The 24061-nt window shown below is 61.2% G+C and carries 16 protein-coding genes; 11 read left to right on the top strand and 5 right to left on the bottom strand.

Going from position 1 to position 24061, the window contains the following annotated elements; translation table 11 throughout:
- Positions 1-4: 4 nt before the first annotated feature.
- On the bottom strand, positions 5-1753 hold the full coding sequence (gene ngg, locus ACZ0AZ_RS00985) for an N-acetylglutaminylglutamine synthetase (protein ID WP_463538566.1): 1749 nt from the start codon (positions 1751-1753) through the stop codon (positions 5-7).
- Positions 1754-1756: 3 nt separating this feature from the next.
- Complete coding sequence (locus tag ACZ0AZ_RS00980; protein WP_415761840.1) at positions 1757-3529, bottom strand: N-acetylglutaminylglutamine amidotransferase; 1773 nt, start codon at positions 3527-3529, stop codon at positions 1757-1759.
- 316 nt (positions 3530-3845) lie between these two features.
- Here ACZ0AZ_RS00980 and ACZ0AZ_RS00975 point away from each other — a divergent pair, with 316 nt between their 5' ends.
- Positions 3846-6308, top strand: a complete 2463-nt coding sequence (locus ACZ0AZ_RS00975; RefSeq protein ID WP_463538565.1) for a dermonecrotic toxin domain-containing protein — start codon at positions 3846-3848, stop codon at positions 6306-6308.
- A gap of 12 nt (positions 6309-6320) precedes the next feature.
- Positions 6321-8657, top strand: a complete 2337-nt coding sequence (locus ACZ0AZ_RS00970; protein ID WP_463570999.1) for an NEL-type E3 ubiquitin ligase domain-containing protein — start codon at positions 6321-6323, stop codon at positions 8655-8657.
- Positions 8658-8660: 3 nt separating this feature from the next.
- On the opposite strand, the gene mnmC is transcribed toward ACZ0AZ_RS00970, so the two are convergent.
- Positions 8661-10640 (bottom strand): bifunctional tRNA (5-methylaminomethyl-2-thiouridine)(34)-methyltransferase MnmC2/FAD-dependent 5-carboxymethylaminomethyl-2-thiouridine(34) oxidoreductase MnmC1, encoded by a 1980-nt coding sequence (gene mnmC / locus ACZ0AZ_RS00965; RefSeq protein WP_463538562.1) that lies wholly within the window; start codon positions 10638-10640, stop codon positions 8661-8663.
- Between the two features lie 313 nt (positions 10641-10953).
- Between mnmC and pap the strand changes: the two genes are divergently transcribed.
- Positions 10954-12468 (top strand): polyphosphate:AMP phosphotransferase, encoded by a 1515-nt coding sequence (gene pap, locus ACZ0AZ_RS00960; RefSeq protein ID WP_039760077.1) that lies wholly within the window; start codon positions 10954-10956, stop codon positions 12466-12468.
- A 103-nt stretch (positions 12469-12571) separates the two neighbouring features.
- Complete coding sequence (locus tag ACZ0AZ_RS00955) at positions 12572-13756, top strand: thiolase family protein (RefSeq protein ID WP_039760075.1); 1185 nt, start codon at positions 12572-12574, stop codon at positions 13754-13756.
- Positions 13757-13872: 116 nt separating this feature from the next.
- Here the strand turns inward: ACZ0AZ_RS00955 and ACZ0AZ_RS00950 are convergent, their stop codons facing one another.
- Positions 13873-14064 (bottom strand): DUF6316 family protein, encoded by a 192-nt coding sequence (locus ACZ0AZ_RS00950; protein WP_463538561.1) that lies wholly within the window; start codon positions 14062-14064, stop codon positions 13873-13875.
- A gap of 210 nt (positions 14065-14274) precedes the next feature.
- Here ACZ0AZ_RS00950 and ACZ0AZ_RS00945 point away from each other — a divergent pair, with 210 nt between their 5' ends.
- Positions 14275-15234: a DMT family transporter gene (locus tag ACZ0AZ_RS00945; RefSeq protein ID WP_039760071.1), complete on the top strand. Its 960-nt coding sequence runs from the start codon at positions 14275-14277 to the stop codon at positions 15232-15234.
- Positions 15235-15342: 108 nt separating this feature from the next.
- Here the strand turns inward: ACZ0AZ_RS00945 and ACZ0AZ_RS00940 are convergent, their stop codons facing one another.
- Positions 15343-16737, bottom strand: coding sequence for a class II fumarate hydratase (locus ACZ0AZ_RS00940; RefSeq protein ID WP_463538560.1), 1395 nt, complete (start codon positions 16735-16737; stop codon positions 15343-15345).
- Positions 16738-16928: 191 nt separating this feature from the next.
- Here ACZ0AZ_RS00940 and ACZ0AZ_RS00935 point away from each other — a divergent pair, with 191 nt between their 5' ends.
- The 6 genes from ACZ0AZ_RS00935 to ACZ0AZ_RS00910 all read left to right on the top strand — a co-directional run bounded on the left by ACZ0AZ_RS00935 (position 16929) and on the right by ACZ0AZ_RS00910 (position 24048).
- Complete coding sequence (locus ACZ0AZ_RS00935; RefSeq protein WP_039760068.1) at positions 16929-17450, top strand: DUF2059 domain-containing protein; 522 nt, start codon at positions 16929-16931, stop codon at positions 17448-17450.
- A 12-nt stretch (positions 17451-17462) separates the two neighbouring features.
- Positions 17463-17762 carry a BolA family protein gene (locus tag ACZ0AZ_RS00930; protein ID WP_101156381.1) on the top strand — a complete coding sequence of 100 codons (300 nt, stop codon included), beginning with the start codon at positions 17463-17465 and terminating at the stop codon, positions 17760-17762.
- A 299-nt stretch (positions 17763-18061) separates the two neighbouring features.
- Positions 18062-19003, top strand: a complete 942-nt coding sequence (gene trhO, locus ACZ0AZ_RS00925; protein WP_016770934.1) for an oxygen-dependent tRNA uridine(34) hydroxylase TrhO — start codon at positions 18062-18064, stop codon at positions 19001-19003.
- A 2-nt stretch (positions 19004-19005) separates the two neighbouring features.
- Positions 19006-19641, top strand: coding sequence for a DsbA family protein (locus tag ACZ0AZ_RS00920; RefSeq protein WP_129997352.1), 636 nt, complete (start codon positions 19006-19008; stop codon positions 19639-19641).
- A complete protein-coding gene (locus ACZ0AZ_RS00915) occupies positions 19634-21451 on the top strand; it encodes an ABC transporter ATP-binding protein (protein ID WP_129997351.1) in 1818 nt (605 codons plus the stop codon). The genes ACZ0AZ_RS00920 and ACZ0AZ_RS00915 overlap by 8 nt, the downstream gene beginning before the upstream one ends.
- A gap of 137 nt (positions 21452-21588) precedes the next feature.
- Positions 21589-24048 (top strand): EAL domain-containing protein, encoded by a 2460-nt coding sequence (locus tag ACZ0AZ_RS00910; RefSeq protein WP_463571001.1) that lies wholly within the window; start codon positions 21589-21591, stop codon positions 24046-24048.
- Positions 24049-24061: the final 13 nt, after the last annotated feature.

Below are 24061 nucleotides of genomic sequence, written 5' to 3'. Positions count from 1 at the left end.
TGGTTCAAGAGACAGCCGGCTGACTATGCGGAAACAACAGATCGACAAAGCGCTCCGCCGTCGGCTGCGGTTCATGGTTGGCGAGGCCGGCGCGTTCGTTGGCTTCGATGAACACGTAGTCGGGCTGATCCGCCGCCGGCACCATCAGATCGAGGCCGACCATCGGAATATCCAGCGCCCGCGCCGCGCGCACTGCCGCGTCGACCAGGGTCGGATGAAGAATGTCGGTCACGTCTTCCAGCGTACCGCCGGTGTGCAGGTTGGCCGTGCGCCGCACGAACAGATGCTCGCCGGCCGGCAGGATGCTGCTGTAGTCATAGCCGGCAGCGTGCAGCGTACGTTGGGTTTCGTGGTCCAGCGGGATCTTGCTCTCGCCGCTGGTGGCCGCTTGCCGGCGGCGGCTCTGCGCTTCGATCAGCGCACCGATGGAATGCTGGCCATCACCGACCACTTCGGCGGGCTTGCGAATAGCAGCCGCGACCACTTCAAAACCGATCACCACAATGCGCAGATCGAGACCTTCGTGGAAGCTCTCCAGCAACACGCGACTGTCGAACTGCTTGGCGGTTTCGATGGCCTTCTGCACCTCTTCGATGGTGCGCAGATCCACCGCGACGCCTTGGCCCTGTTCACCGTCGAGCGGTTTGACCACCACCCGCTGGTGTTCATCGAGGAAGGCCAGGTTGTCGTCGGCATTGCCCGCCAGTTGCTGTGCCGGCAGTTTCAGGCCGGCGGCCTTGAGCACCTTGTGGGTCAGGCTTTTGTCCTGGCACAAGGTCATGCTGATGGCGCTGGTCAGGTCGCTCAGCGACTCGCGGCAGCGCACGCGACGGCCACCATGGCTGAGGGTGAACAGCCCGGCGTCGGCGTCATCCACTTGCACATCGATACCGCGTCGATGCGCTTCTTCGACGATGATCCGTGCGTAAGGGTTGAAATTCGCCTCCGGCCCCGGGCCGAGAAACAGCGGCTGATTGATGCCGTTCTTGCGCTTGATGGCGAAGGTCGGCAGGTTGCGGAAACCGAGTTTGGCGTAGAGGTTTTTCGCCTGACGGTTGTCGTGCAGCACCGACAGATCCAGATAAGCCAGGCCACGGCTCATGAAGTGCTCGACCAGATGTCGCACCAGCACTTCGCCGACGCCGGGGCGCGAGCAATGCGGGTCGACCGCCAGGCACCACAGGCTGCTGCCGTGTTCCGGATCGTTGAAAGCTTTTTGATGGTTGAGGCCCATGACACTGCCGATCACCGCGCCGCTATCCTCGTCTTCCGCCAGCCAATACACCGGACCGCCCTGATGATGCGGAGTGAGCAGCTCCGGATCTATCGGCAACATGCCGCGCGCCTGGTACAAGCGGTTGATCCCTTGCCAGTCGGTTTCACTCTGCGCGCGACGAATGCGGAAGCCGCGAAACACCCGCGTGGCCTGCCGATAATCGCTGAACCACAGGCGCAGGGTGTCGGATGGATCGAGAAACAGCTGCGTCGGCTCCAGGCCAAGAATCTGCTGCGGTGCGGCAACGTATAGCGCGATGTCACGCTCGCCGGGCTGTTCGTTGAGCAGCTCCTGCGCCAGCGACGCCGGGTCTGGAAAGGTGTGCCCGATCAGCAGCCGGCCCCAGCCGCAGTGCACGGCAATCGGCGCGCTGGCAGGCTCGCTGCCGTCTTCGGCCAGGCGCGCCTGCAAACGTTCATACGAGGGGGCCTGACCACGCAACAGGCGTTGGTTGATGGACGTGGCATGGGGTTTCATCAATCAGATTCCTTGTTCACTGAGCCACAGGTTCAGGGCCGCCAGTTGCCACAGTTTCGAACCGCGCAACGGGGTCAGCTGGCCTTGCGGATCAGTCAGAAGCTTGTCAAGCATGGTCGGGTTGAACAGGCCGCGATCCTGACTCGGATCCAGCAGCAGTTCGCGCACCCAGTTCAGAGTGTCGCCTTGCAAGTGCTTGAGGCCCGGCACCGGGAAATAACCTTTTTTGCGGTCGATCACTTCGCTTGGAATGACCCGGCGCGCAGCTTCTTTCAGCACTTGTTTGCCGCCGTCGGGCAGTTTGAATTTGCCCGGTACTCGCGCCGACAGTTCGACCAGCCGATAGTCGAGGAACGGCGTACGCGCTTCCAGGCCCCAGGCCATGGTCATGTTGTCGACACGTTTGACCGGGTCATCGACCAGCATCACCGTGCTGTCCAGACGCAAGGCTTTGTCCACCGCGGCATCAGCGCCAGGCTGGGCAAAATGCGCTTTGACGAAGTCGCCCGCTGCGTCGTGATCGACCAGCCATTTCGGCTGAACCGTTGCCGCGTAATCGTCATAGCTGCGGTCGAAGAATGCATCGCGGTAGGCCGCGTATGGATCGGCCGCGCCGTCGACCTGCGGATACCAGTGATAACCGGCAAACAACTCGTCCGCTCCCTGGCCGCTCTGCACCACTTTGCAGTGCTTGGCCACTTCCCGCGACAACAGATAGAACGCGATGCAGTCATGGCTGACCATCGGCTCGCTCATCGCCCGGAAAGCAGCAGGCAGTTGCTCGATGATTTCTTTCTCGTCGATGCGCAACTGATGGTGGCGGGTGCCGTAGTGCTTGGCGATCAGGTCCGAATACTGGAACTCGTCGCCGCGCTCGCCGCCGGCATCCTGGAAACCAATGGAGAAGGTCGACAGGTTCTCTACACCGACTTCACGCAACAGGCCGACCAGCATGCTCGAGTCGACACCGCCAGACAGCAACACGCCGACATCCACTGCCGCACGCTGACGAATCGCCACCGCTTCGCGGGTGCTGTCGAGGACGCGATCGACCCAGTCTTCAAGGTTGAGGTTTTTCTCGTCTTCATTCGGGCCGTAGGGCAGGGTCCACCAGGTTTTCTGCTCGGTGCGGCCATCGGCCTCAACGCGCATCCAGGTGGCGGGCGGCAATTTTTCGATACCGGCCAGCAAGGTGCGTGGCGCAGGCACCACCGCATGGAAATTCAGGTAATGGTTGAGCGCCACCGGATCAAGAATGGGGTTGATGTCGCCACCCTTGAGCAGCGCCGGCAGTGCCGAGGCAAAGCGCAGGCGTTGGCCAGTGCGCGACAGGTACAGCGGCTTCACGCCGAGACGGTCACGGGCGATGAACAGACGCTTGGCATCGCGCTCCCAAATGGCGAAGGCGAACATGCCGTTGAGCTTCGGCAGCAACGCCTCGCCCCAAGCGTGATAACCCTTGAGCAGCACTTCGGTGTCGCCACCGGAATAGAAGGCATAACCCAGCGCTTCAAGCTCTGCGCGCAATTCCGGGAAGTTGTAGATCGCGCCATTGAAAGCCAGGGACAGGCCCAATTGGCTGTCGATCATCGGCTGCGCCGAACCGTCCGACAGGTCCATGATCTTCAGGCGTCGATGGCCCAGGGCAATCGGCCCTTGGGCATGGAAGCCCCACGCGTCAGGGCCGCGAGGGGCCAGGTGATGGGTGATTCTCTCGATCGCTGCAAGGTCTGCAGGTTGTTGATCAAAACGTAACTCGCCAGCTAATCCGCACATAAAGTCCTTACCGGTTTTTCCGTTGGGGAAGGTCAAGCCGTACCGCGCGAAAAGTGCGGGTACTCAGAAACTGACCTGTCTCGGTATGTGGAGTTTTAGATCGATAAGTTATAAGGGAGCCGTCTGCGCCAAGGTGCGGCGGTTATCCAAGCGCAAGGAGCGTGGGCAACCGACTCTGAGCTACCGGGTGGTAGCGGGCTGTTTTAACGGTCGTAAATCCTGTTCGGTTGCCGGGATTTCCCCGAGCTTTTTGAATTATCAATTCGCCTCAGGCATCGCTAAGGTCACAGGCCTCCCGCAATAAAGGACTATTGCCATGCCTTCCAAAGAAAACAACATCCCAACGACTCAAGCCACGATTCTCGGCACATTGCTTGAGGCTACCGGCGACCTCGATATTGCCCAAGCCCTGCAGAAAAACCTGCCGCCGCATTTGCTTACGGCCTCGCCTGCGACCCTCGCGGTGCTCGATCAGACCGTCAGAGATCTGCATACCCTGCAACTGAGGGTCGAGAAGGACTTCAGCCGCCTCGAATCGTTGCAGCCTTTCTGCATCCGCGAGCTGACCGCCGCGCTGAAGAAAAAATGGCCGGCGGTCTATGACGTCGAGCGGGATCTGCTGAGCCTGCCCGGTGTCGACTGCGGTTGTGAGGCGGTCACTGCCGATGAGTCCGGCGTCGAAGTGATCAAACATGCCACGCAGACCCTGCTGCAGGCGGCGATGCAGAATTTCACCGAGGATGAAGAACAGGCAGATGCGTTCCCCTCAGGCAGTGTGGTGCGCGTCCAGAGTGCGCCCGGCGGGGTCAAGGATCTGACTCCGGCGGCGTTCGCCACGTTGTGCCGCGCGCTGGATCTGGGCAAGCAATACCAGCTGCATTTGCAGAAAACCTTCGGCCTTGTGGACGATGGCGGGAAAGTCGTGGCCAGCAATGCCATGACCCGCGACATCGTCGCGATGAAAAAGCATCTGTTGCGACTGGATGCCGAGCAGGCCTGGCTCAAAGGTGACATCACCTCATCCGGGCTGCGCATGGTCAAGGATCTGATCGAGGCCGATGGCGTGGCGTCGCCGCAAACCCTGCGCTACGGCGAGGACCCAATGGTCATGCAGGGCATTGAAATATTCGACAGCTGTGTCTGGGGCGTCGTGGTTTTCAGCGCACGTTCTCTGGAGCACCATCCCGAGGACGGCTGCCTGGTGTACATGCCTGGCGAGCCCGCACGAGCCCTGCACGAGTACCCCAATCTGGCGGCCTTCAAGCTCTACCTTACGCAACAACTGCAGACGGCGGACTACCGGGAATACTTCGCTCGCAGTCTGGATGAAGATGACAAGGCCGATTTCTTCACGGCGTTCACCGACAAGGGTGAGGTGGCCGTTATCAAACAGCTGTCGATCGATGTATCACTGTTCGATTTCATGCTGCTGAGTCATGTCGGCAAGCGCCAGATCGATGCGCGCAAACTGGCGGTGCCGACCGCTGATATCGATGAAGAAACGCGTCGCAAACGCCTGCAGGACTGGCTCGAGTCGGGAGTGAGCCTGGCTTCTGTGGCAGGGCTGTTCGTGCCGGTACTCGGGCAGTTGATGATGGGCGTCGCAGTGGGCCAATTGCTTGGCGAGGTGTTCGAGGGCGTCGAAGACTGGCAACGCGGTGACCATCAGCAAGCCCTGTCGCATGTGCTCAGTGTCGTCGAGAACATTGCGCTCATGGGCGTCTTCGCCGGTGGGCAAAAAGCAATCGGTGCCCTGGGCGGCAAGCTGCTGCGCAGCCATCCCGAGTTTTTCGGACAATTCGCTGCGATTCTCGATCACGCCGCAAGACCTCGCTTGTGGAAGCCGGAACTCAGCCATTATGAGCACGCGCTTCCAGCCGGTTTCACCATCGATGCGGGCTCCGAGGAGTTCTACCGGATCGGGGTCAAGACCATAGGCCGTGTCGACCATCGGCTGCTTGCGGGCAAGTACGACGCCGACGGCAAGACCTGGCACCTCGAACACGCGCAACGTGCAAACGCCTATGCCCCACAATTGGTCCGGCATGTCGAGGGCGGCTGGCAGGTTCCCAACGAGGCGCCGGAAGAATGGAGCAGCTCGGCCTACACGCTCAAGCGCATCGATCCACAACTCAGCGAGTTCGTCGATGATGATCTGGACATGATGCGCCGGCTCAGCGACACCTCGCACGAGGCGCTGTTGCAAACCTTCAATGACAACCTGAAGCTGCCGGTGCGCTTGCGCGACACCGTGGAGCGCGTGCGCCTGATCCGGCAATTGCGCGAGCTGACAATCGAATTGCACAGCGGCGAGTACCATTCCGGCCAGCCTGTCGAGGAGCAGTTGCACGCTTTGCCGACGTTGCCGGGCTGGCCGACTGACCGTTATATCGCGGTGACCAGCGCCGAAAAAGCCATTGAAGCAACCTATCCTGCGACGCGCTTGCTCGACGACACCCTCAGTGTCGAGGTGACGCGCGAGCAGTTGTCCCGGGGTCAATTGCTGCAAACGGTCATCGATGGCCTTGACCAGCACGAAGTCAAAGAGATGCTTGGCGCCAAGGTGGCGAAATCCACGCAGGCATCGGCGCTGGCAAAAAAGCTGGCCGCGGCACTCACTGCGGATCATCGCGCGGCCTTCAAGCGCATGTACCAGCGTTACGACCAGAGCGAGGCGGGTGAACTGGTGAAATTACGCCAGGTGTTCACTGACCTTTCGGCGCGTCATGGACAACGCTTGGTCGACCGCGCCACCAGTGTCGAGCGCCAGCACCTGTGATCGACCGGACGGGTGCCGTTGCGCCTTGCGCAGCGGGCCAGGGCCGGCATTGAGGAGGTGCGCCTCGATCACGCTCTGGCGGGTTTTCATTGGCCGCGTCTGGCCAACGTTGACACTGATGCGCTGGCCATCCGCTTGCTGCCGCGCCTGAACGGCTGGGATACGCAATGGCGTCTGCAGCTGCGCGAAAACACCCTGGCGGGGCCGGTTCTGGAAGAGGTCGGGGACACGGCGGCCAGCGCGGAAAACACCTGCACACTGGTGAAATCCGCCGCCGGTTATGAAGCGTTCAACGGCGAGGGAAAGTCTCTTGGCAAGGTGGCCACGGGGCCTGAAGCGTTGTTCACCGCCCTTTTCAAGGCACTGCCGCAGCGTCAGCGCACGCTGCCGGGTTTTGCCGCGAACACCCGGCAATTGCGCAGCAAGCTGCTTGATGCCGCCTTGCAGGAACGCCAGGTCACGGCTCGCACGTTACGCAACGCTAAGGCCGCGAGGATCGAGGAACCGGCATGCGTGCAAGGTGATCAAGCCCCTGCAAACAAGCATCCGCGCGGGCTGCTGCGCAAAGTGCGCAGGCTATACCCGCGCCTGAGTGAACCCCAGGCCAGCCAACTGATCGATGGCCTCGGCGCGGATCCGCTGAGCCGCGCGACCCGGGTCAAAGCGCTGCAGCAGGAACTGAAAACCCTGCGTGACGCTTTGTTTGTCTGGAGCGAGGACGCGCTGGGCCTGAAGGCCTTGGGGGGTGACCTGGCAGAAGCGCGCCACAGCCGAAAAATGACCGCAGAACTGATTGAGGAGGGTTTTCGCCGGTTTCACTGGGTGCCTGACGAACAGGGCAAATCCCTCTGCACGCTCAACCTTGATGGCATGCGCGTCGGCAAGCTGCCGACACTGCCGCCGGGGGTGAGCTTTGATCACATCCAGCAGCTATCGATGAAGAACATGGCCCAGAGCGACGACCTCGCGCACTTTCTCAAATCCTTCAAACAGCTCGAGTCGCTGGAACTGGACAACAACAGCGTTACACGCTTGCCGGAAATGCTGTCGTACATGCCCAATCTCCAGCGGCTGAGCCTGGCAAACAATCAGCTGCGGCTGACGGAGCCGACGCTGGCCAAGCTCAAACGCATGACCGCGCTGCACTACCTCAATCTCAATGGCAATCCTCTGGGCGCGACGCCGGACGTCAGTGCCATGCGCGATTTGCGCCGATTGCTGCTGCGCGAAACGGGACTTACGGAAATGCCGGTCGGCCTCAAAAATCTTCCGTCTGCCGAGTGGATGGACCTGCGCAACAACCAGATCAAGGATCTGCCCGACTGGCTGTTCGAGGTGTCGCGTCGATTCAGTCAGGCGCTGAATCTGCGCTTCAATCCGTTGTCTGCGGCCAGCGAGACTCACCTTGAAAACTACCGCAACAACATCGGTGTCGGCATGGGCTACCTGCAGGACGATATCGCTCGGCTGGACGAGCAGAAGGCCCGTTCGCTGTGGATGATCGGCAATCCCCCAGCGCAGGCCGCCGAGCGTGAACGGATCTGGACCGCTTTCAAGGACGATGAGCGTGGCGAGGCCTTGTTTCACTTGTTGTCGGAACTGGGCGATACCGCTGATGCGACGCAGGGCAGTGCCGACATGCGCCGGCGCGTCTGGGCTGTGCTTGAGGCGGCGCAGCGTGACCCGGTGCTGTGCGATCAAGTGCTCAACCTCGCCGCCAATCCGATCAACTGCACGGACAGCGCGGCGATGAACTTCAGTCATCTGGAAGTGGCGGTCGAAGTTGATCGGGTCAGTAATATCGCCGGCGGCCGGCCGGTCACTGCCAAACCGCTATTGGAACTGGGAAAGCGCCTGTTTCGCCTGGAAAAGCTCGGCGACCTTGCGCTTGAACATGTGCGCAAACATCCGAAGGCTGACGCACTGGAGGTCAATCTGGCCTATCGCACCGGACTCGCCGAGGCGCTCGATTTACCCGGGCAGCCGCGACGGATGCAATTCGCCGAACAGGCGGGCGTGACGGCTGCCGATCTGGAGACCGCCAAGAACCGGATCACGACGGCGGAGCTGTCGCCCGAATGGCTGAAATTCATGCAGCGGCAAGGGTTCTGGACAGACTATCTGCAGCGCACGTTCGCGCGGAAATTCTCGCCCATCGATGCGCTCTACGCACCGCGCATCGATGCTGTATTCGAACAGGCCGAAACGCTGCCCTCTGCCGATTACCTGAGCCAGATGGATGCCATCAGGCTCGAGCGCGATGAGGCACAACAAGCCGTAATCAAGCGTCTGACCGAAGAGTCGATACGCCTGATGGACCTCGGCCTCTGTGTAATGCCCGACGAGTGAAACCTACTTGCCGCGAATCAACTGGCGCAGGGCGAACCGGTTGGGATGACAGGCTTCGGCCACGCTGCGTGGCAACGGCAGCGGCTCGTTGTCCAGCCACGCGGCGAGCAATTCGCCGGACAGCGGCGCGGTGATCAGCCCGCGAGAACCGTGGCCGCTGTTGACGTAGAGTCCGTCGAGCCATGGGCAAGCGATGTCCGGCACTTGGCGGGCGTCCTTGCTCAACGTTGCGTAGCTCTGGAGGAAGGCTGTGCGGTCGGCGAGCGGGCCGACGATCGGCAGATAATCCGGGCTGGTGCAACGGAAGGCGGCGCGGCCTTCAAGGTTCTCGACTGGCTGCTCGCTGGTGTTCAGACGGGCGAGCAGATCGTTGGAAATCTCTTCGAGCATTGCCAGATTGCCTTGGTGCTCGGCTGTCGTGGGCGTCAGATCGTCGCTGTTGAAGTCGAAACTGGCGCCCAGCGTGTGCTCGCCCAGTCGTGCCGGGGCGACATAGCCCTCGGCGCACACCACCGTGGCCAGCGCATGACTTTCTGCTGTCTCAGCCAGACGCGTGATCTGCCCGCGAATGCGCTTGAGCGGTAGTTCGGCACTCTGGGCAAAACGTTTGATTTCGGCGGCTCCGGCCAGGATCACCACCGGCGCACTGGCGAGCAGTCGTTCGCCGTCGAAGGCTTGCCACAGGTCTGCGACTTTGCGCAGTTCCAAAGCTTCGTGATGGCTGAGCAAATCAATGTTGGCATGCATTGCCTGGGCCTGACACAGCGCTGGCGGATGCACCCAGCCGCCTTCGGGGTAGAACAAGCCGCCGTGGGCCACGCCGACACCGGCGCGGGCCTGGGCTTCAGGTTGTTCCAGCCAATGCAGCAGATCTTCCGGGAATGCCTGCGCCAGTTGCGCGTGGCGCTCGGCTTCCTTGGCATTGAACGCCAGTTGCAGCACCCCGCAGTCATCCCAGTCGCTGCCGCGCTGCAGCGTTTCCAGCAGACGCCGGGTGTAACCGAAGCCGCTGAGGATCAATTGCGACAACGCCGTGCCATGGGAGGACAGCTTGAGATAGAGCACGCCTTGCGGGTTGCCCGAAGCTTCTTGCGCCACCGTCGCATGCCGCTCCAGCAGACTCACCTGCCAGCCGCGCGCCGCCAGGCTCGATGCTGTCGCGCAGCCGGCCAGGCCGGCACCGATCACCAGCGCCCGGCGCTCGCCGTTGAGTGGAGCAGGGCGGGCGAACCAGGGTTTCGCCGGTATCGGCGCCGCCACCTCGGCGGGCCAGCCAAGAAATTCGCCACGCAGGATTTCCCATTTGTGGCCGATGCCCGGGGTGCGCTTCATCTTGAACCCGGCAGCGTTGAGCAGACGCCTTACCCAACCGGTGCTGGTGAAGGTGCTGATGGTCGAGCCCGGCGCAGCCAGACGCGCCAGTTCGACGAACAGTTCAGCGGTCCACATGTCAGGGTTTTTCGCCGGGGCGAAACCGTCGAGAAACCATGCATCGACCTGCGCATCGAGTTGTGGCAGTTGCTCCAGCGCATCGCCGATCAGCAAGGTCAGCGTCACCCGGCCTTCGGCCAGAGTGATGCGCTGAAAACCTTGATGAATCGCTACGTAGTGCTTGAGTAACTGATCGGCCAACGGCTTGAGTTCCGGCCAAAGTGCCAGGGCCCGTTGCAGATCCGCTGGCGCCAGCGGGTACTTTTCCACGCTGACAAAATGCATGCGTGCGCCGGCCACCGCGTGCTGTTCGAACAACTGCCAGGTGCAGAGAAAATTCAGCCCGGTGCCGAAGCCGGTTTCGCCAATGATCAGGCGCCCATCGGCGGGCAGTGCAGCGAAACGCTCGGCCAGACGGTTCTGCTCAAGAAACACGTAACGGGTTTCTTCCAGCCCCGACTGGTCGGAAAAATACACGTCATCGAACACCCGCGAACGTGGGCGTCCCTGGTCGTCCCAGTCGAGTTGGGCGTGGGGCATTTCGGCTTTCATGGCAGGCTCGGCAAACACAAGGCGGCCATTCTAGCCGATCGCGCCGGTACTACCTGATCCAGCACAAGGCTCGCGGTGAAAAGAACCCTGTGGCGAGGGGATTCATCCCCGCTGGACTGCGAAGCAGTCCCAAAACCATCCACCCCGTTTTCCCGATCCAAACCACACTTCGCGGATTTACGCCTGCTGCACAGCCAGTCAACGATAAATCCCCTCACACAAAGTTCTCCTCCCGTCCTGAGTTCATGGGAATTTATGCGCCGCGTCCGTGCCCAATCCGCTAGTCTTGCTGAACCCTGGAAGGAGCCGTCCCATGTTCGAATCCGCTGAAATCGGTCACGCCATCGACAAAGACACTTATGAGGCGGCGGTCCCTGCGCTGCGCGAGGCCTTGCTTGAAGCCCAGTTCGAATTGCAGCAGCAGAAGCGCTTCCCGGTGATCATCCTGATCAACGGCATCGAAGGGGCGGGCAAGGGCGAGACGGTCAAATTGCTCAATGAATGGATGGACCCGCGCCTGATTGAAGTGCGCACCTTCGACCAGCAAACCGATGAAGAACTCGCACGGCCACCGGCGTGGCGCTACTGGCGGATGCTGCCGGCCAAGGGCCGAATGGGGATTTTCTTCGGCAACTGGTACAGCCAGATGCTCCAGGGCAGGGTTCATGGTTTGTTCAAGGATCCGCGTCTGGATCAGGCCATCGCTGGCGCCGAGCGTCTGGAAAAAATGCTTTGCGATGAAGGCGCGCTGATCTTCAAGTTCTGGTTCCACCTGTCCAAAAAACAGATGAAAGCGCGGCTCAAAGCGCTGGCCGACGACCCGTTGCACAGCTGGCGCATCAGCCCGCTGGACTGGCAGCAATCGCAGACCTACGACAAATTCGTCAAATACGGCGAGCGCGTGCTGCGCCGCACCAGCCGCGATTACGCGCCGTGGCACATCATCGAAGGCGCCGACGCCAACTACCGCAGCCTGGCGGTGGGCAAGATTCTTCTCGAGGGCCTGCAAAGTGCGCTCAAGCGTGCCGAGGTCAATCCGCGCGAGGTCAGCGCCGCGCCCCTGGGTACGCCGGTCGATCAGCTGAATCTGCTCGACAGCCTCGACCTGACACAGCGTCTGGACAAGAAAGACTACGAAGAACAACTGATTACCGAGCAGGCGCGCCTGTCCGGGCTGATGCGTGACAAACGCATGCGTCGCCATGCGCTGGTGGCAGTGTTCGAAGGCAATGACGCGGCCGGCAAAGGCGGGGCTATCCGCCGAGTCGCGGCGGCGCTCGACCCGCGTCAGTACAGCATCGTCCCGATCGCCGCACCAACCGAAGAAGAACGCGCGCAACCGTACCTGTGGCGGTTCTGGCGGCACATTCCGGCGCGGGGCAAATTTACTGTGTTCGACCGCTCCTGGTATGGGCGGGTGTTGGTTGAGCGGGTCGAAGGTTTCTGCACCCAGGCCGACTGGCTGCGCGCCTACGGCGAGATCAATGACTTCGAAGAACAATTGGCCGACGCCGGCGTGATCGTGGTCAAGTTCTGGCTGGCCATCGACAAGGATACGCAGATGGAGCGCTTCCAGGAGCGCGAAGAGATTTCCTTCAAGCGCTTCAAGATCACCGAAGACGACTGGCGCAATCGGGAAAAATGGGACGCTTATCGTGCAGCCGTGGGCGACATGGTCGACCGCACCAGCACCGAGATTGCGCCGTGGACGCTGGTCGAGGCCAACGACAAGCGCTGGGCACGGGTGAAAGTGTTGCGCACCATCAACCGCGCGCTGGAAGACGCCTTCGAGAAATCCGACAAGAAGGCCAAAAAGCACAAGGACTGAAGCGATGGCCGCGCATACGCCGGGTGAATGATCCTCGCGGTCGGCAAGAAGGTGGACTTATGCTCAGGTCCACTCTCAACCGACAACAACAATGAGGTATGCCATGCGTGAAGTGGTGATCGTCGACAGCGTGCGGACCGGCCTGGCCAAATCCTTTCGCGGCAAGTTCAACCAGACCCGCCCCGATGACATGGCGGCCCACTGCGTCAATGCGCTGCTGACCCGCAACGATATCGACCCGGCCAGTGTCGAGGACTGCATCGTCGGTGCCGGCTCCAACGAAGGCGCGCAGGGCTATAACATTGGCCGCAACGTCGCGGTGCTCTCGCGCCTGGGCACCGGCACCGCCGGCATGACTCTCAACCGCTTCTGCTCGTCGGGTTTGCAGGCGATTGCGATTGCCGCCAACCAGATCGCCTCCGGTTGCAGCGACATCATCGTTGCAGGCGGCGTCGAGTCGATCAGCCTGACCCTGAAAAGCGTCAACACCGATCACCTGATCAACCCGTTGCTCAAGCAACAGACCCCCGGCATCTACTACACCATGGGCCAGACCGCCGAAGTGGTCGCCCGGCGTTATGGCGTCAGCCGCGAGGCCCAGGATCGCTATGCGCTGCAAAGCCAGCTGCGCACCGCTCAGGCCCAGGCCGCCGGTCTGTTCGACGATGAAATCGTGCCGATGGCGGTGAAATACCGCGTCGAAGACAAGAACAGTGGCGAGGTGCAGATTGTCGATGGCGTGGTCGAGCGCGACGACTGCAACCGCCCGGACACCACCTACGAAAGCCTTGCCGGACTGAAGCCGGTGTTCGCCGACGACGGTTCGGTGACGGCGGGCAATTCATCGCAGCTGTCCGACGGTGCCTCGATGACCTTGGTGATGAGCCTGGACAAGGCGCTGGAACTCGGACTCAAGCCGAAAGCGTTCTTCCGTGGCTTCACTGTGGCCGGTTGCGAGCCGGACGAAATGGGCATCGGCCCGGTGTTCTCGGTACCGAAGCTGCTCAAGGCCAAAGGCCTGCAAGTGGCGGATATCGATCTGTGGGAGTTGAACGAGGCGTTCGCTTCGCAGTGCCTGTACAGCCGAGATCGGCTGGAAATCGACAACGACAAGTACAACGTCAATGGCGGCTCGATCTCCATCGGTCACCCGTTCGGCATGACCGGCTCGCGCCAGGTCGGGCACCTGATTCGGGAATTGCAGCGGCGCGATTTGCGCTACGGCATCGTCACCATGTGCGTGGGTGGCGGGATGGGGGCGAGCGGGTTGTTTGAGGCGGTGCGCTAAATCCTCCGTTCGTTGTCGTCGGTCAGATCGCCATCGCTGGCAAGCCAGCTCCCACAGGTTTTGTATATGTCAAAAATCCTGTGGGAGCTGGCTTGCCAGCGATGGGATCAACACGGTTAGCCCTTGGAACCCTGCCGCTGCATCCGCGCTATATAAGCCCGAATTTCCCGCTCGATCACCTGACCGTCAAACGGCCCCTCAAGGGTATTTTCCCGGGTGCTGAAATACAGCTCGCCATTGACCCGACACACGCGGTCGCTGCGAAAACGGGTGGAGGGGGCGCTGTCCTCGGCGCGCATGGCGTACATGTCGGTCTCCCTGATCAATGCGTTGAAAAGTCTGCAGTCAGCTTATGCCTGAAGCACTTGGCATGCCTGCCCGGCCGATCAACGGCGATGCGCCGGTTTATTGCTGCGACCTGCACAGTTTCATTCGCGGCCTGCCGGTAACTGTCCCTGTGTTGTGCTCGGTCGGGCGCCTAGAATGGCTGTTCTTGTCAGCAGGCTTTTGGGGTTCGCATGCACATTTCATCGGGGCGCTGGGTGTACGGACTGTTCCTGGCGCTGTTGACCGCATTTCTGTGGGGCATCCTGCCGATCAAGCTCAAACAGGTATTGCAGGTGATGGACCCGGTCACGGTGACCTGGTTTCGCCTGATGGTGTCCGGTAGTTGCCTGTTCATCTATCTGGCGTCGGTCAAGCGCCTGCCAAGTCGCAAGGTGCTCGGACCCAAGGGCGGCTGGCTGGTGCTGATGGCCGTGCTGGGTCTGGTCGGCAATTACGTGCTGTACCTGATGGGCCTCAACCTGCTCAGCCCCGGCACCGCGCAATTGGTGGTGCAGATGGGCCCGATCATGCTGCTGATCGCCAGTCTCTTCGTGTTCAAGGAACGCTTCAGTATCGGTCAGGGCATCGGCTTGCTGGTGCTGCTGATCGGCTTCGGCCTGTTTTTCAATCAGCGCCTGGCCGAACTGCTGACTTCGCTGTCCGATTACACCGCCGGCGTGCTGTTGGTGCTGCTGGCGTCGACGGTCTGGACCTTCTATGCGCTGGGCCAGAAGCAATTGCTCACGGTGTGGAATTCGTTGCAGGTGATGATGGTGATCTATCTGTTCTGCGGGCTGTTGCTGACGCCGTGGGTGCATCCGCTGGAAGCGCTGAGCCTGAGCCCGTTGCAGGGCTGGCTGCTGCTGGCGTGCTGCATGAACACCTTGATCGCCTACGGCGCATTCGCCGAAGCACTGGCGCACTGGGAAGCATCGCGGGTCAGCGCGACGCTGGCGATCACGCCGCTGGTGACGTTTGTTGCGGTGGCGATTGCGGCGCGGATCTGGCCGGAGTACGTGCATGCCGAGCAAATCAATGCGCTGGGCTATGGCGGGGCGGTGCTGGTGGTGCTGGGTTCGGCGCTGGTGGCGTTGGGGCCATCGTTGATTGCCGGGCTCAGGGCGCGGCGGGCCAGGGTTGTGCCAGGCTGACGATCGGCGGCGCCTGAATTCGCGAGCAGGCTCGCTCCCACTTTGCAATGCAATTTTCCTGTGGGAGCGAGCCTGCTCGCGAAGACGGATTTTCAGGCGCTAAATGACTCAGCCCTTGGCGCCAGCCTCGATCATGTTCTCCGGCCGCACCCAGGCATCGAACTCTTCATCGGTCAGATAACCCAGCTGCAACGCCGCCTCACGCAAGGTCAGCCCCTCGCTGTAGGCCTTCTTGGCGATCTCCGCCGACTTGTCATAACCGATGTGCGGGTTCAGCGCGGTCACCAGCATCAGCCCGCGTTCCAGGTGCTGGGCCATGGCCTCGGCATCCGGCTCGAGCCCGGCGATGCAGTGCTGCTGGAAGTTGCTGCAGCCATCGCCGAGCAAACGGATCGATTGCAGCAGGTTGTGGATGATCACCGGTTTGAACACGTTCAACTGCAAGTGTCCTTGGCTGGCGGCGATACCGATCGCCACGTCGTTGCCGAGCACCTGACAGGCGAGCATTGACAGCGCTTCGCACTGGGTCGGGTTGACCTTGCCGGGCATGATCGAGCTGCCCGGCTCGTTGGCCGGCAACTTCACTTCAGCGAAACCTGCGCGCGGACCGGAACCGAGCAAGCGAAGGTCGTTGGCAATCTTCATCAAGGCCACGGCGAGGGTTTTCAGCGCGCCGGACAGGGTCACCAGCGGCTCATGGCCGGCCAGCGCGGCAAACTTGTTCGGCGCGGTGACGAACGGCAAACCGGACAGTGCTGCGAGTTCAGCGGCAATCGCCTCGCCGAAACCGTGCGGCGAATTCAACCCGGTACCGACCGCGGTGCCGCCCTGCGCCAGCTCGCAGACCGCCGGCAACGCCGCGCGAATCGCGCGCTCGGCGTAATCCAGTTGCGCGATGAAGCCGGACAGCTCCTGGCCGAAGGTGATCGGCGTCGCGTCCATCATGTGCGTGCGCCCGGTCTTCACCAGTTTCATGTGCCGCGCCGCCAGTTCAGCGAGGCCGCCGGACAGCTCGGCAATCGCCGGCAGCAGTTGTTCCTGCACCGCTTTGGCGGTGGCAATGCTCATGGCAGTGGGGAAGCAGTCGTTGGAACTTTGCGAGCGGTTGACGTGATCGTTGGGGTGCACCGGCGACTTGCCGCCGCGCGGGTTGCCGGCCAGCTCGTTGGCGCGACCGGCGATCACTTCGTTGACGTTCATGTTGCTCTGGGTGCCGCTGCCGGTCTGCCAGACCACCAGCGGGAACTGCTCGTCATGCTCGCCGGCGAGGACTTCATCGGCGGCCTGTTCGATCAGGCGAGCGATGTCGGCGGGCAGGTGGCCATTGCGGTCGTTGACCCGCGCGGCGGCTTTCTTGATCAGCGCCAGGGCGTGCAGCACCGGTAGCGGCATGCGTTCCTGACCAATGGCGAAGTTGATCAGCGAGCGTTGCGTCTGAGCACCCCAGTAAGCGTCGTCCGGGACTTCGATCTGGCCCAGGCTGTCGGTTTCGATACGGCTCATCGTGCACACTCCTGTTGGTCTGTTGGCGCAATTTAGGCCGGCGTCGGCCCGGGTGGTTCCATCGACTCGATTGTTGACCGCAAAACCCCGCCAATCAAGCGCGGCAAGGCCCGGGGGTTGAGCCGCAGCGATTGTTAGGCGCAGAATGGTCGCCCTTGGGGTTCGACCTCGCTTTGCTTAAAGGAAACTCGATGACTCGTCTTCGCGCCATCTGTACCGCGGTTGCACTGGTTTGCGCCAGCGGCCAGGTGCTTGCCGATACCGCCAGCCACAACGCCAGTGCCGAAGCTTTCCTGACGCTGGCTCACGCTGACAAGCTGGGCACCCCGGTGTACATGCAAGTGCAGCAAATGTTCGCCCAGCGCTTTGAACAGACCAAAGCCCCTGAGTCGAAGAAAGCCGTGCTCGAAACCTACCAGGCCAAGGCCAACGCCGCACTGGATCAGGCCATCGGCTGGAACAAGCTGAAACCGGACATGGTCAAGCTCTACACCAGCAACTTCAGCGAATCCGAGCTGAAAGATCTGGTGGCTTTCTACCAGTCGCCACTGGGCAAGAAAGTCCTCGAAAAAATGCCGCAGCTGACCCAGCAGTCGGCGCAGATGACCCAGGGCAAACTGGAAAGCGCAGTGCCGGTGGTCAACAAGCTGCTCGACGACATGACCAAAGAGCTGGACCCGAAAGGCGCTGCTGCGCCGGCCAAGAAGAAGTAAGCGGAGTTCGTGATGACCATGCAACAACGCATCGAATCGACGCTGGCCCTGTTACAGCCTGAGCACCTGCAAGTGCTGGACGAAAGCCACATGCACAGCCGTGGGTTACAGACCCACTACAAGGCGGTGGTGGTCAGTGCGCAGTTCGAAGGCCTGAACCGGGTCAAGCGGCACCAGAAAGTCTACGGCACGCTCGGCGAGCTGATGGGCGAATTCCATGCGTTGGCGCTGCACACCTACACCCCGCAGGAATGGGCAGAGATCGACGGCGCCCCGGCGTCGCCGACCTGTGCCGGCGGTAGCAAGCACTGATTTTTTTGGATGTGGCGGGATTTTTGTGGCGAGGGGATTTATCCCCGTTCGGCTGCGCAGCAGTCGTAAACCCTGTAACCACGGTCCTGGCAGAAGGAACGGGGCTGAATGGGTTTAGGGTTGCTTCGCCACCCAACGGGGATAAATCCCCTCGCCACAGGTTTTGTGTTGTCACAGAAGACTGAGTAAATCCAAAACACATCATGTTTTTGCTAGAATCCGCAACGCGCCGCTTAGCCGGCGCGTTTTTTTTGAATCCGGTTCACCCTTTGCGAGGGTAGCCACCTGGAGAAATACCCATGACACAACCGATTGTCGTGGCGGCACTGTACAAGTTCGTCACCCTCGAAGATTACGTTGACCTGCGCGAGCCACTGCTGCAAGCGATGGTCGACAACGGCATCAAAGGCACTCTGCTGATCGCCGAAGAAGGCATCAACGGCACGGTTTCCGGCAGCCGCGAAGGCATCGACGGCCTGCTCGCCTGGCTCAAGAACGATCCACGCATGGTCGACATCGATCACAAGGAATCGTACTGCGATGAGCAGCCGTTCTATCGCACCAAGGTCAAGCTGAAGAAAGAGATCGTCACCCTCGGCGTCGAAGGCGTTGACCCGAACAAGAAGGTCGGCACTTACGTTGAGCCGCAGGACTGGAACGCGCTGATCAGCGACCCGGAAGTGCTGCTGATCGACACGCGCAACGATTACGAAGTGTCGATCGGCACCTTCGAAGGTGCCATCGATCCGAAAACCACCAGTTTTCGCGAGTTTCCCGACTACATCAAAGAACACTTCGACCCGGCCGTGCACAAGAAGGTCGCGATGTTCTGCACTGGCGGCATTCGCTGCGAGAAAGCCTCGAGCTATATGCTCGGCGAAGGTTTCGAAGAGGTCTACCACCTCAAGGGCGGCATCCTGAAGTACCTCGAAGAGGTGCCGCAGGAAGAAACCAAGTGGCGCGGCGATTGCTTCGTCTTCGACAACCGCGTGACCGTGCGCCACGACCTGACGGAAGGCGACTACGATCAATGTCATGCCTGCCGCACGCCGGTCAGTGTTGAAGATCGCGCCTCCGAGCACTACGTCGCCGGCATCAGTTGCCCGCATTGCTGGGACAAGCTCAGCGAGAAGACCCGGCGCAGCGCCATCGATCGGCAAAAGCAGATCGAACTGGCCAAGGCGCGCAACCAGCCGCACCCGATCGGCTACAACTATAAGCAAGCATCCACCGAGGCTTAACCATGTCTGCGCGCCTGCTCTACGTGATGGATCCGATGTGTTCATGGTGCTGGGGGTTTGCTCCGGTGGCCAAGGCACTGGTCGAGCAGGCGCAGGCAGCCGGGGTGGAGCTGCATCTGGTGGTCGGCGGCTTGCGTACCGGCAGCGGTTCGGCGCTGGAGCCGACCACGCGGCGCTACATTCTTGAGCACTGGCAGGCGGTCACCGAAGCCACCGGCCAGCCGTTCAAGCTCCACGGTGCGTTGCCCGACGGCTTTGTCTATGACACTGAGCCTGCCTGTCGCGCCATCGTCACCGCGCGCAGTCTGGCGCCGGATTGCGCGTGGACACTGGTCGGGCTGATCCAGCAGGCGTTTTACGCCGAAGGACGCGATGTCACCCGGGCCAGCGTGCTGGTCGAACTGGCGGAGCAGGCCGGTGTGCCGCGTATCGAATTCGCAGCGTTGTTCGATCATGCCGATCAGCACAAGGCGACCCAGGCCGACTTCACTTGGGTTCAGGATCTGGGCATCGCCGGTTTCCCGACCCTGCTGGCCGAGCGCAACGGGCAACTGGCGCTGCTGACCAACGGCTATCAACCGCTCAGCGAGCTGTCGCCGTTGCTCGGCCGCTGGCTGGAGCGCGCGGCCTGTGTCTGACCGCGCCGATGACACGCCAGCCGTAGAGCATGTCGACCGGCTGAGCTGGGCTGAAGTCCGGCGTCTGGCACTGCATCACAAGAAATCCCTGTGGATCGCCAACGGCGTGGCCGTGCTGGCGACGCTGTGCAGCGTGCCGATTCCTTTGCTGCTGCCATTGCTGGTCGACGAGGTCCTGCTCGGCCACGGCGATGCCGCGCTGAAAGTCATGAATCATTTTTTGCCGGGCATGTGGCAGCAGGCGGCAGGTTATATCGGCCTGATGCTAGTGGTGACCCTGACCCTGCGTTGCAGCGCCCTGTGTTTTGGCGTGTTGCAGTCGCGGCTGTTCGCGCGGCTGGCCAAGGACATCGTCTACCGCATTCGCGTGCGCCTGATCGAGCGGCTCAAGCGCATTTCCCTCGGCGAGTACGAAAGCCTCGGCAGCGGCACGGTGACCACGCACCTGGTCACCGATCTGGATACCCTCGACAAATTCGTCGGCGAAACCCTCAGCCGCTTCCTCGTCGCCATGCTGACGCTGGTCGGCACCGCCAGCATCCTCGTGTGGATGCACTGGAAGCTGGCGCTGCTGATTCTGCTGTTCAACCCGTTGGTGATCTACGCCACGGTGCAGTTGGGCAAACGCGTCAAGCACCTGAAGAAGCTCGAGAACGACAGCACCTCGCGCTTCACTCAGGCGCTGAGCGAAACCCTCGATGCGATTCAGGAAGTGCGCGCCGGCAACCGCCAGGGCTATTTCCTCGGGCGCCTCGGTTTGCGCGCGCAGGAGGTGCGCAACTACGCAGTCAACTCGCAGTGGAAAACCGACGCCTCGAACCGCGCCAGTGGTTTGCTGTTCCAGTTCGGCATCGACATCTTCCGCGCGGCGGCGATGCTCACCGTGCTGTTTTCCGACCTGTCGATCGGGCAGATGCTCGCGGTGTTCAGTTACCTGTGGTTCATGATCGGCCCGGTCGAACAGCTGCTCAATCTGCAATATGCCTACTACGCAGCGGGTGGCGCGCTGGCGCGGATCAATGAATTGCTGGCCCGCGCCGACGAGCCGCAGTATCCCGGCGGCGTCGATCCGTTCAAGGGCCGCGAAACCGTCGGCATCGAGGTGCAAGGCCTGAGCTTCGGTTATGGCGACGAACTGGTGCTGGATCAGATGAACCTGTCGATCCTGCCCGGTGAAAAAGTCGCGATCGTCGGCGCCAGCGGCGGCGGTAAAAGTACCTTGGTGCAATTGCTGTTGGGCCTGTACACGCCAGCAGCCGGGACCATTCGCTTCGGTGGATCGACCCAGCAGGAGATCGGTCTGGAGACAGTGCGCGAAAACGTCGCTGTGGTGTTGCAGCATCCCGCGCTGTTCAACGACAGCGTGCGCGCCAACCTGACCATGGGCCGCATGCGCAGCGACGAAGCCTGCTGGCAGGCGCTGGAAATCGCGCAAATGGCCGCGACCATTCGCGCGCTGCCCAACGGCCTCGACAGCATCGTCGGGCGCTCCGGCGTGCGTCTGTCCGGCGGCCAGCGCCAGCGTCTGGCGATTGCGCGGATGATTCTCGCCGAGCCGAAAGTAGTCATTCTCGACGAAGCCACTTCGGCCCTCGATGCCGCCACCGAGTACAACCTGCATCAAGCGATGGCGAAGTTTCTCAATGGCCGCACCACGCTGATCATTGCCCATCGCTTGTCGGCGGTGAAACAGGCGGACCGCGTGCTGGTGTTCGACGGTGGGCAAATCGCCGAGGACGGCGACCATCGCCAACTGATCGCCGACGGCGGTCTGTACGCCAAGCTCTACGGCAACCTGCAACAGCACTGATCGAAACCCTTGCCGGCCTGTCAGACGTTCTGCGCGCGGTGTACAGCCGCGCCTTGCCTTGAACGAGAACCCCACCTAGTCTCGTCATAGCGAATTCGCCCGGAAGGCGAGCGGGCAGTGCTCATGCAAGGAATCTCATGAAGCAAAAGCAGACTCTGGGAACACCACGGTTGTTGGGTATCGTCTGGCCCTTTATTGCTGTCGTGGTGTTCCAGGCATTACTGGGGGGCGTGAGCCTTTACGTGCTTTCGGCCGTGCGTGGCTACGTGGCCGGCGAAAGCCTGTGGTCGAAAGGCCAGAAGGACGCCATCTATTACCTGAACCTCTACGCCGACAGTCGTGACGAGGCGATCTACCGCAAATACCTGTCGGCAATCGCCGTGCCCCAGGGCGGACACGAGCTGCGCCTGGCGCTGGATCGTCAGCCGCCGGATCTGCAAGCTGCGCGCGAAGGCATTCTCAAGGGGGGCAATCACCCGGACGACGTCTCCAGCCTGATCTGGCTGTATCTCAATTTTCGCCATTTCAGTTATCTGGAAACCGCGATCGATCGCTGGACAATCGGCGATGCCTACCTCGACCGGCTGCACGAAGTCGCGCAGGAGATGCATCAGGGCATTGCGCAGAACCAGGCCAGCCCCGGCGATGTGCAGCGCTGGAAAGTACAGATCTTCGCCATCAACGATGCGGTAACTCCAGCCGCGAAAGCCTTCAGCGATGCCTTGGGCGAAGGCTCGCGGGTGATCATGCGCCTGCTGCTGTTCACCAACCTGGCCACCGCGCTGGGTCTGATCGTGCTGGCGCTGTGGCGCACGCACAAACTGCTCAAGCAACGCCATGAATTTGCCCAGGCACTGCAGCTGGAGAAGGATCGCGCGCACATTACGCTACAGTCGATTGGCGATGGCGTAATCACCACCGACGTCAACGGCGCGATCGATTACATGAACCCGGCCGCCGAGGTGATGACCCACTGGAAGGCCGAGCAGGCGGCGGGCCTGCCGTTGTCGGCGCTGTTCAACCTGCTTGACGAGAACGCCCAGACCGAAGGGCTGACCTTGATCGAGCACATTCTCAGCGGCCAGCTCAGCGGCGGCAGCGAACATTCCAAGCTGATTCAGCGTCTGGATGGCAGCACGTTGTCGGTGACCCTGGTCGGTGCGCCGATCCGCAACGCCGGCAATGTCAGCGGCACGGTGCTGGTGTTGCACGACATGACCCAGGAGCGGCAATACATCGCCAATCTGTCCTGGCAAGCGACCCACGATGCGCTGACCGGGCTGGCCAACCGTCGCGAATTCGAATATCGCCTCGAGCAGGCCTTGCACAACCTGACGCGCCAGCCCGGGCGGCATGCGCTGATGTTCCTCGATCTGGATCAGTTCAAACTGGTCAACGACACCTGTGGCCATGCGGCAGGCGATGAGCTGTTGCGGCATATCTGCACGCTGTTGCAATCGGGCCTGCGTGAGGGCGACACGCTGGCGCGGCTGGGTGGCGACGAGTTCGGCATTCTGCTTCAGAACTGCCCGCCAGAGGTGGCGGAGAAGATTGCCGAGAGCCTGCGCCAGACGGTGCAGAACCTGCATTTTGTCTGGAAAGGGCGGCCATTCCTGACCACCGTCAGTATCGGCCTGGTGCATGTCGCACAGAATCCGACCACCCTCGAAGCCTCGTTGCGCGCGGCGGACATGGCTTGCTACATGGCCAAGGAAAAGGGCCGCAACCGCGTGCAGGTCTATCACGCCGACGATTCAGAACTGTCCATGCGTTTCGGTGAAATGGCCTGGGTGCAGCGCCTGCACATGGCGCTGGAGGAAAACCGTTTTTGCCTGTATGCCCAACAGATCGCGCCGCTCAAGCCGCAAGCTGGCCAGGCCGGGCACATCGAGATCCTCCTGCGTTTACATGATGAATCGGGGCGGATGATTCTGCCTGACAGCTTTATCCCGGCGGCGGAGCGATATGGTTTGATGACCCAGTTGGATCGCTGGGTAGTTGAAAATGTTTTCAAGGTTATTGCTCAGTGCATTGAACAGCAACATGAACTTCCTTTAGCGATGTGTGCGATTAATCTGTCAGGCATTACTATCGGAGATGACGCCTTTTTGCACTTCCTGCGGGAACAGTTTGTTAACTACGCTATACCGCCTGAAATGATTTGTTTTGAAATTACTGAAACCAGTGCAATCGCAAATCTTGGCAGTGCAATTCGTTTTATCAACGAACTCAAAGGCTTAGGTTGTCACTTTTCCCTGGATGACTTTTGTGCCGGAATGTCTTCATTCGCTTACTTGAAACATTTGCCTGTAGACTTCCTGAAGATCGACGGGAGTTTCGTAAAGGACATGCTGGACGACCCGATTAATCGGGCAATGGTCGAAGTGATCAATCACATCGGCCATGTTATGGGTAAGCAGACAATTGCCGAGTTTGTTGAAACTAACCAGATCGAACAGGCGTTGCTTGAAATAGGTGTGGATTACGCTCAGGGATATGTTATCGAGCGTCCGCAGTTGTTTACCTGTGACAGTTTGCAAAGTCGCCCTGCCAGACCGCAGCCGTTGTTGTTCAAAGCGCCTGGCACGTTCCGTTGAAGTCTCTCGCCGA

This window comes from Pseudomonas sp. AC239 (genome assembly GCF_979258545.1).
This window is presented reverse-complemented; position numbering and strand designations above follow the sequence as displayed.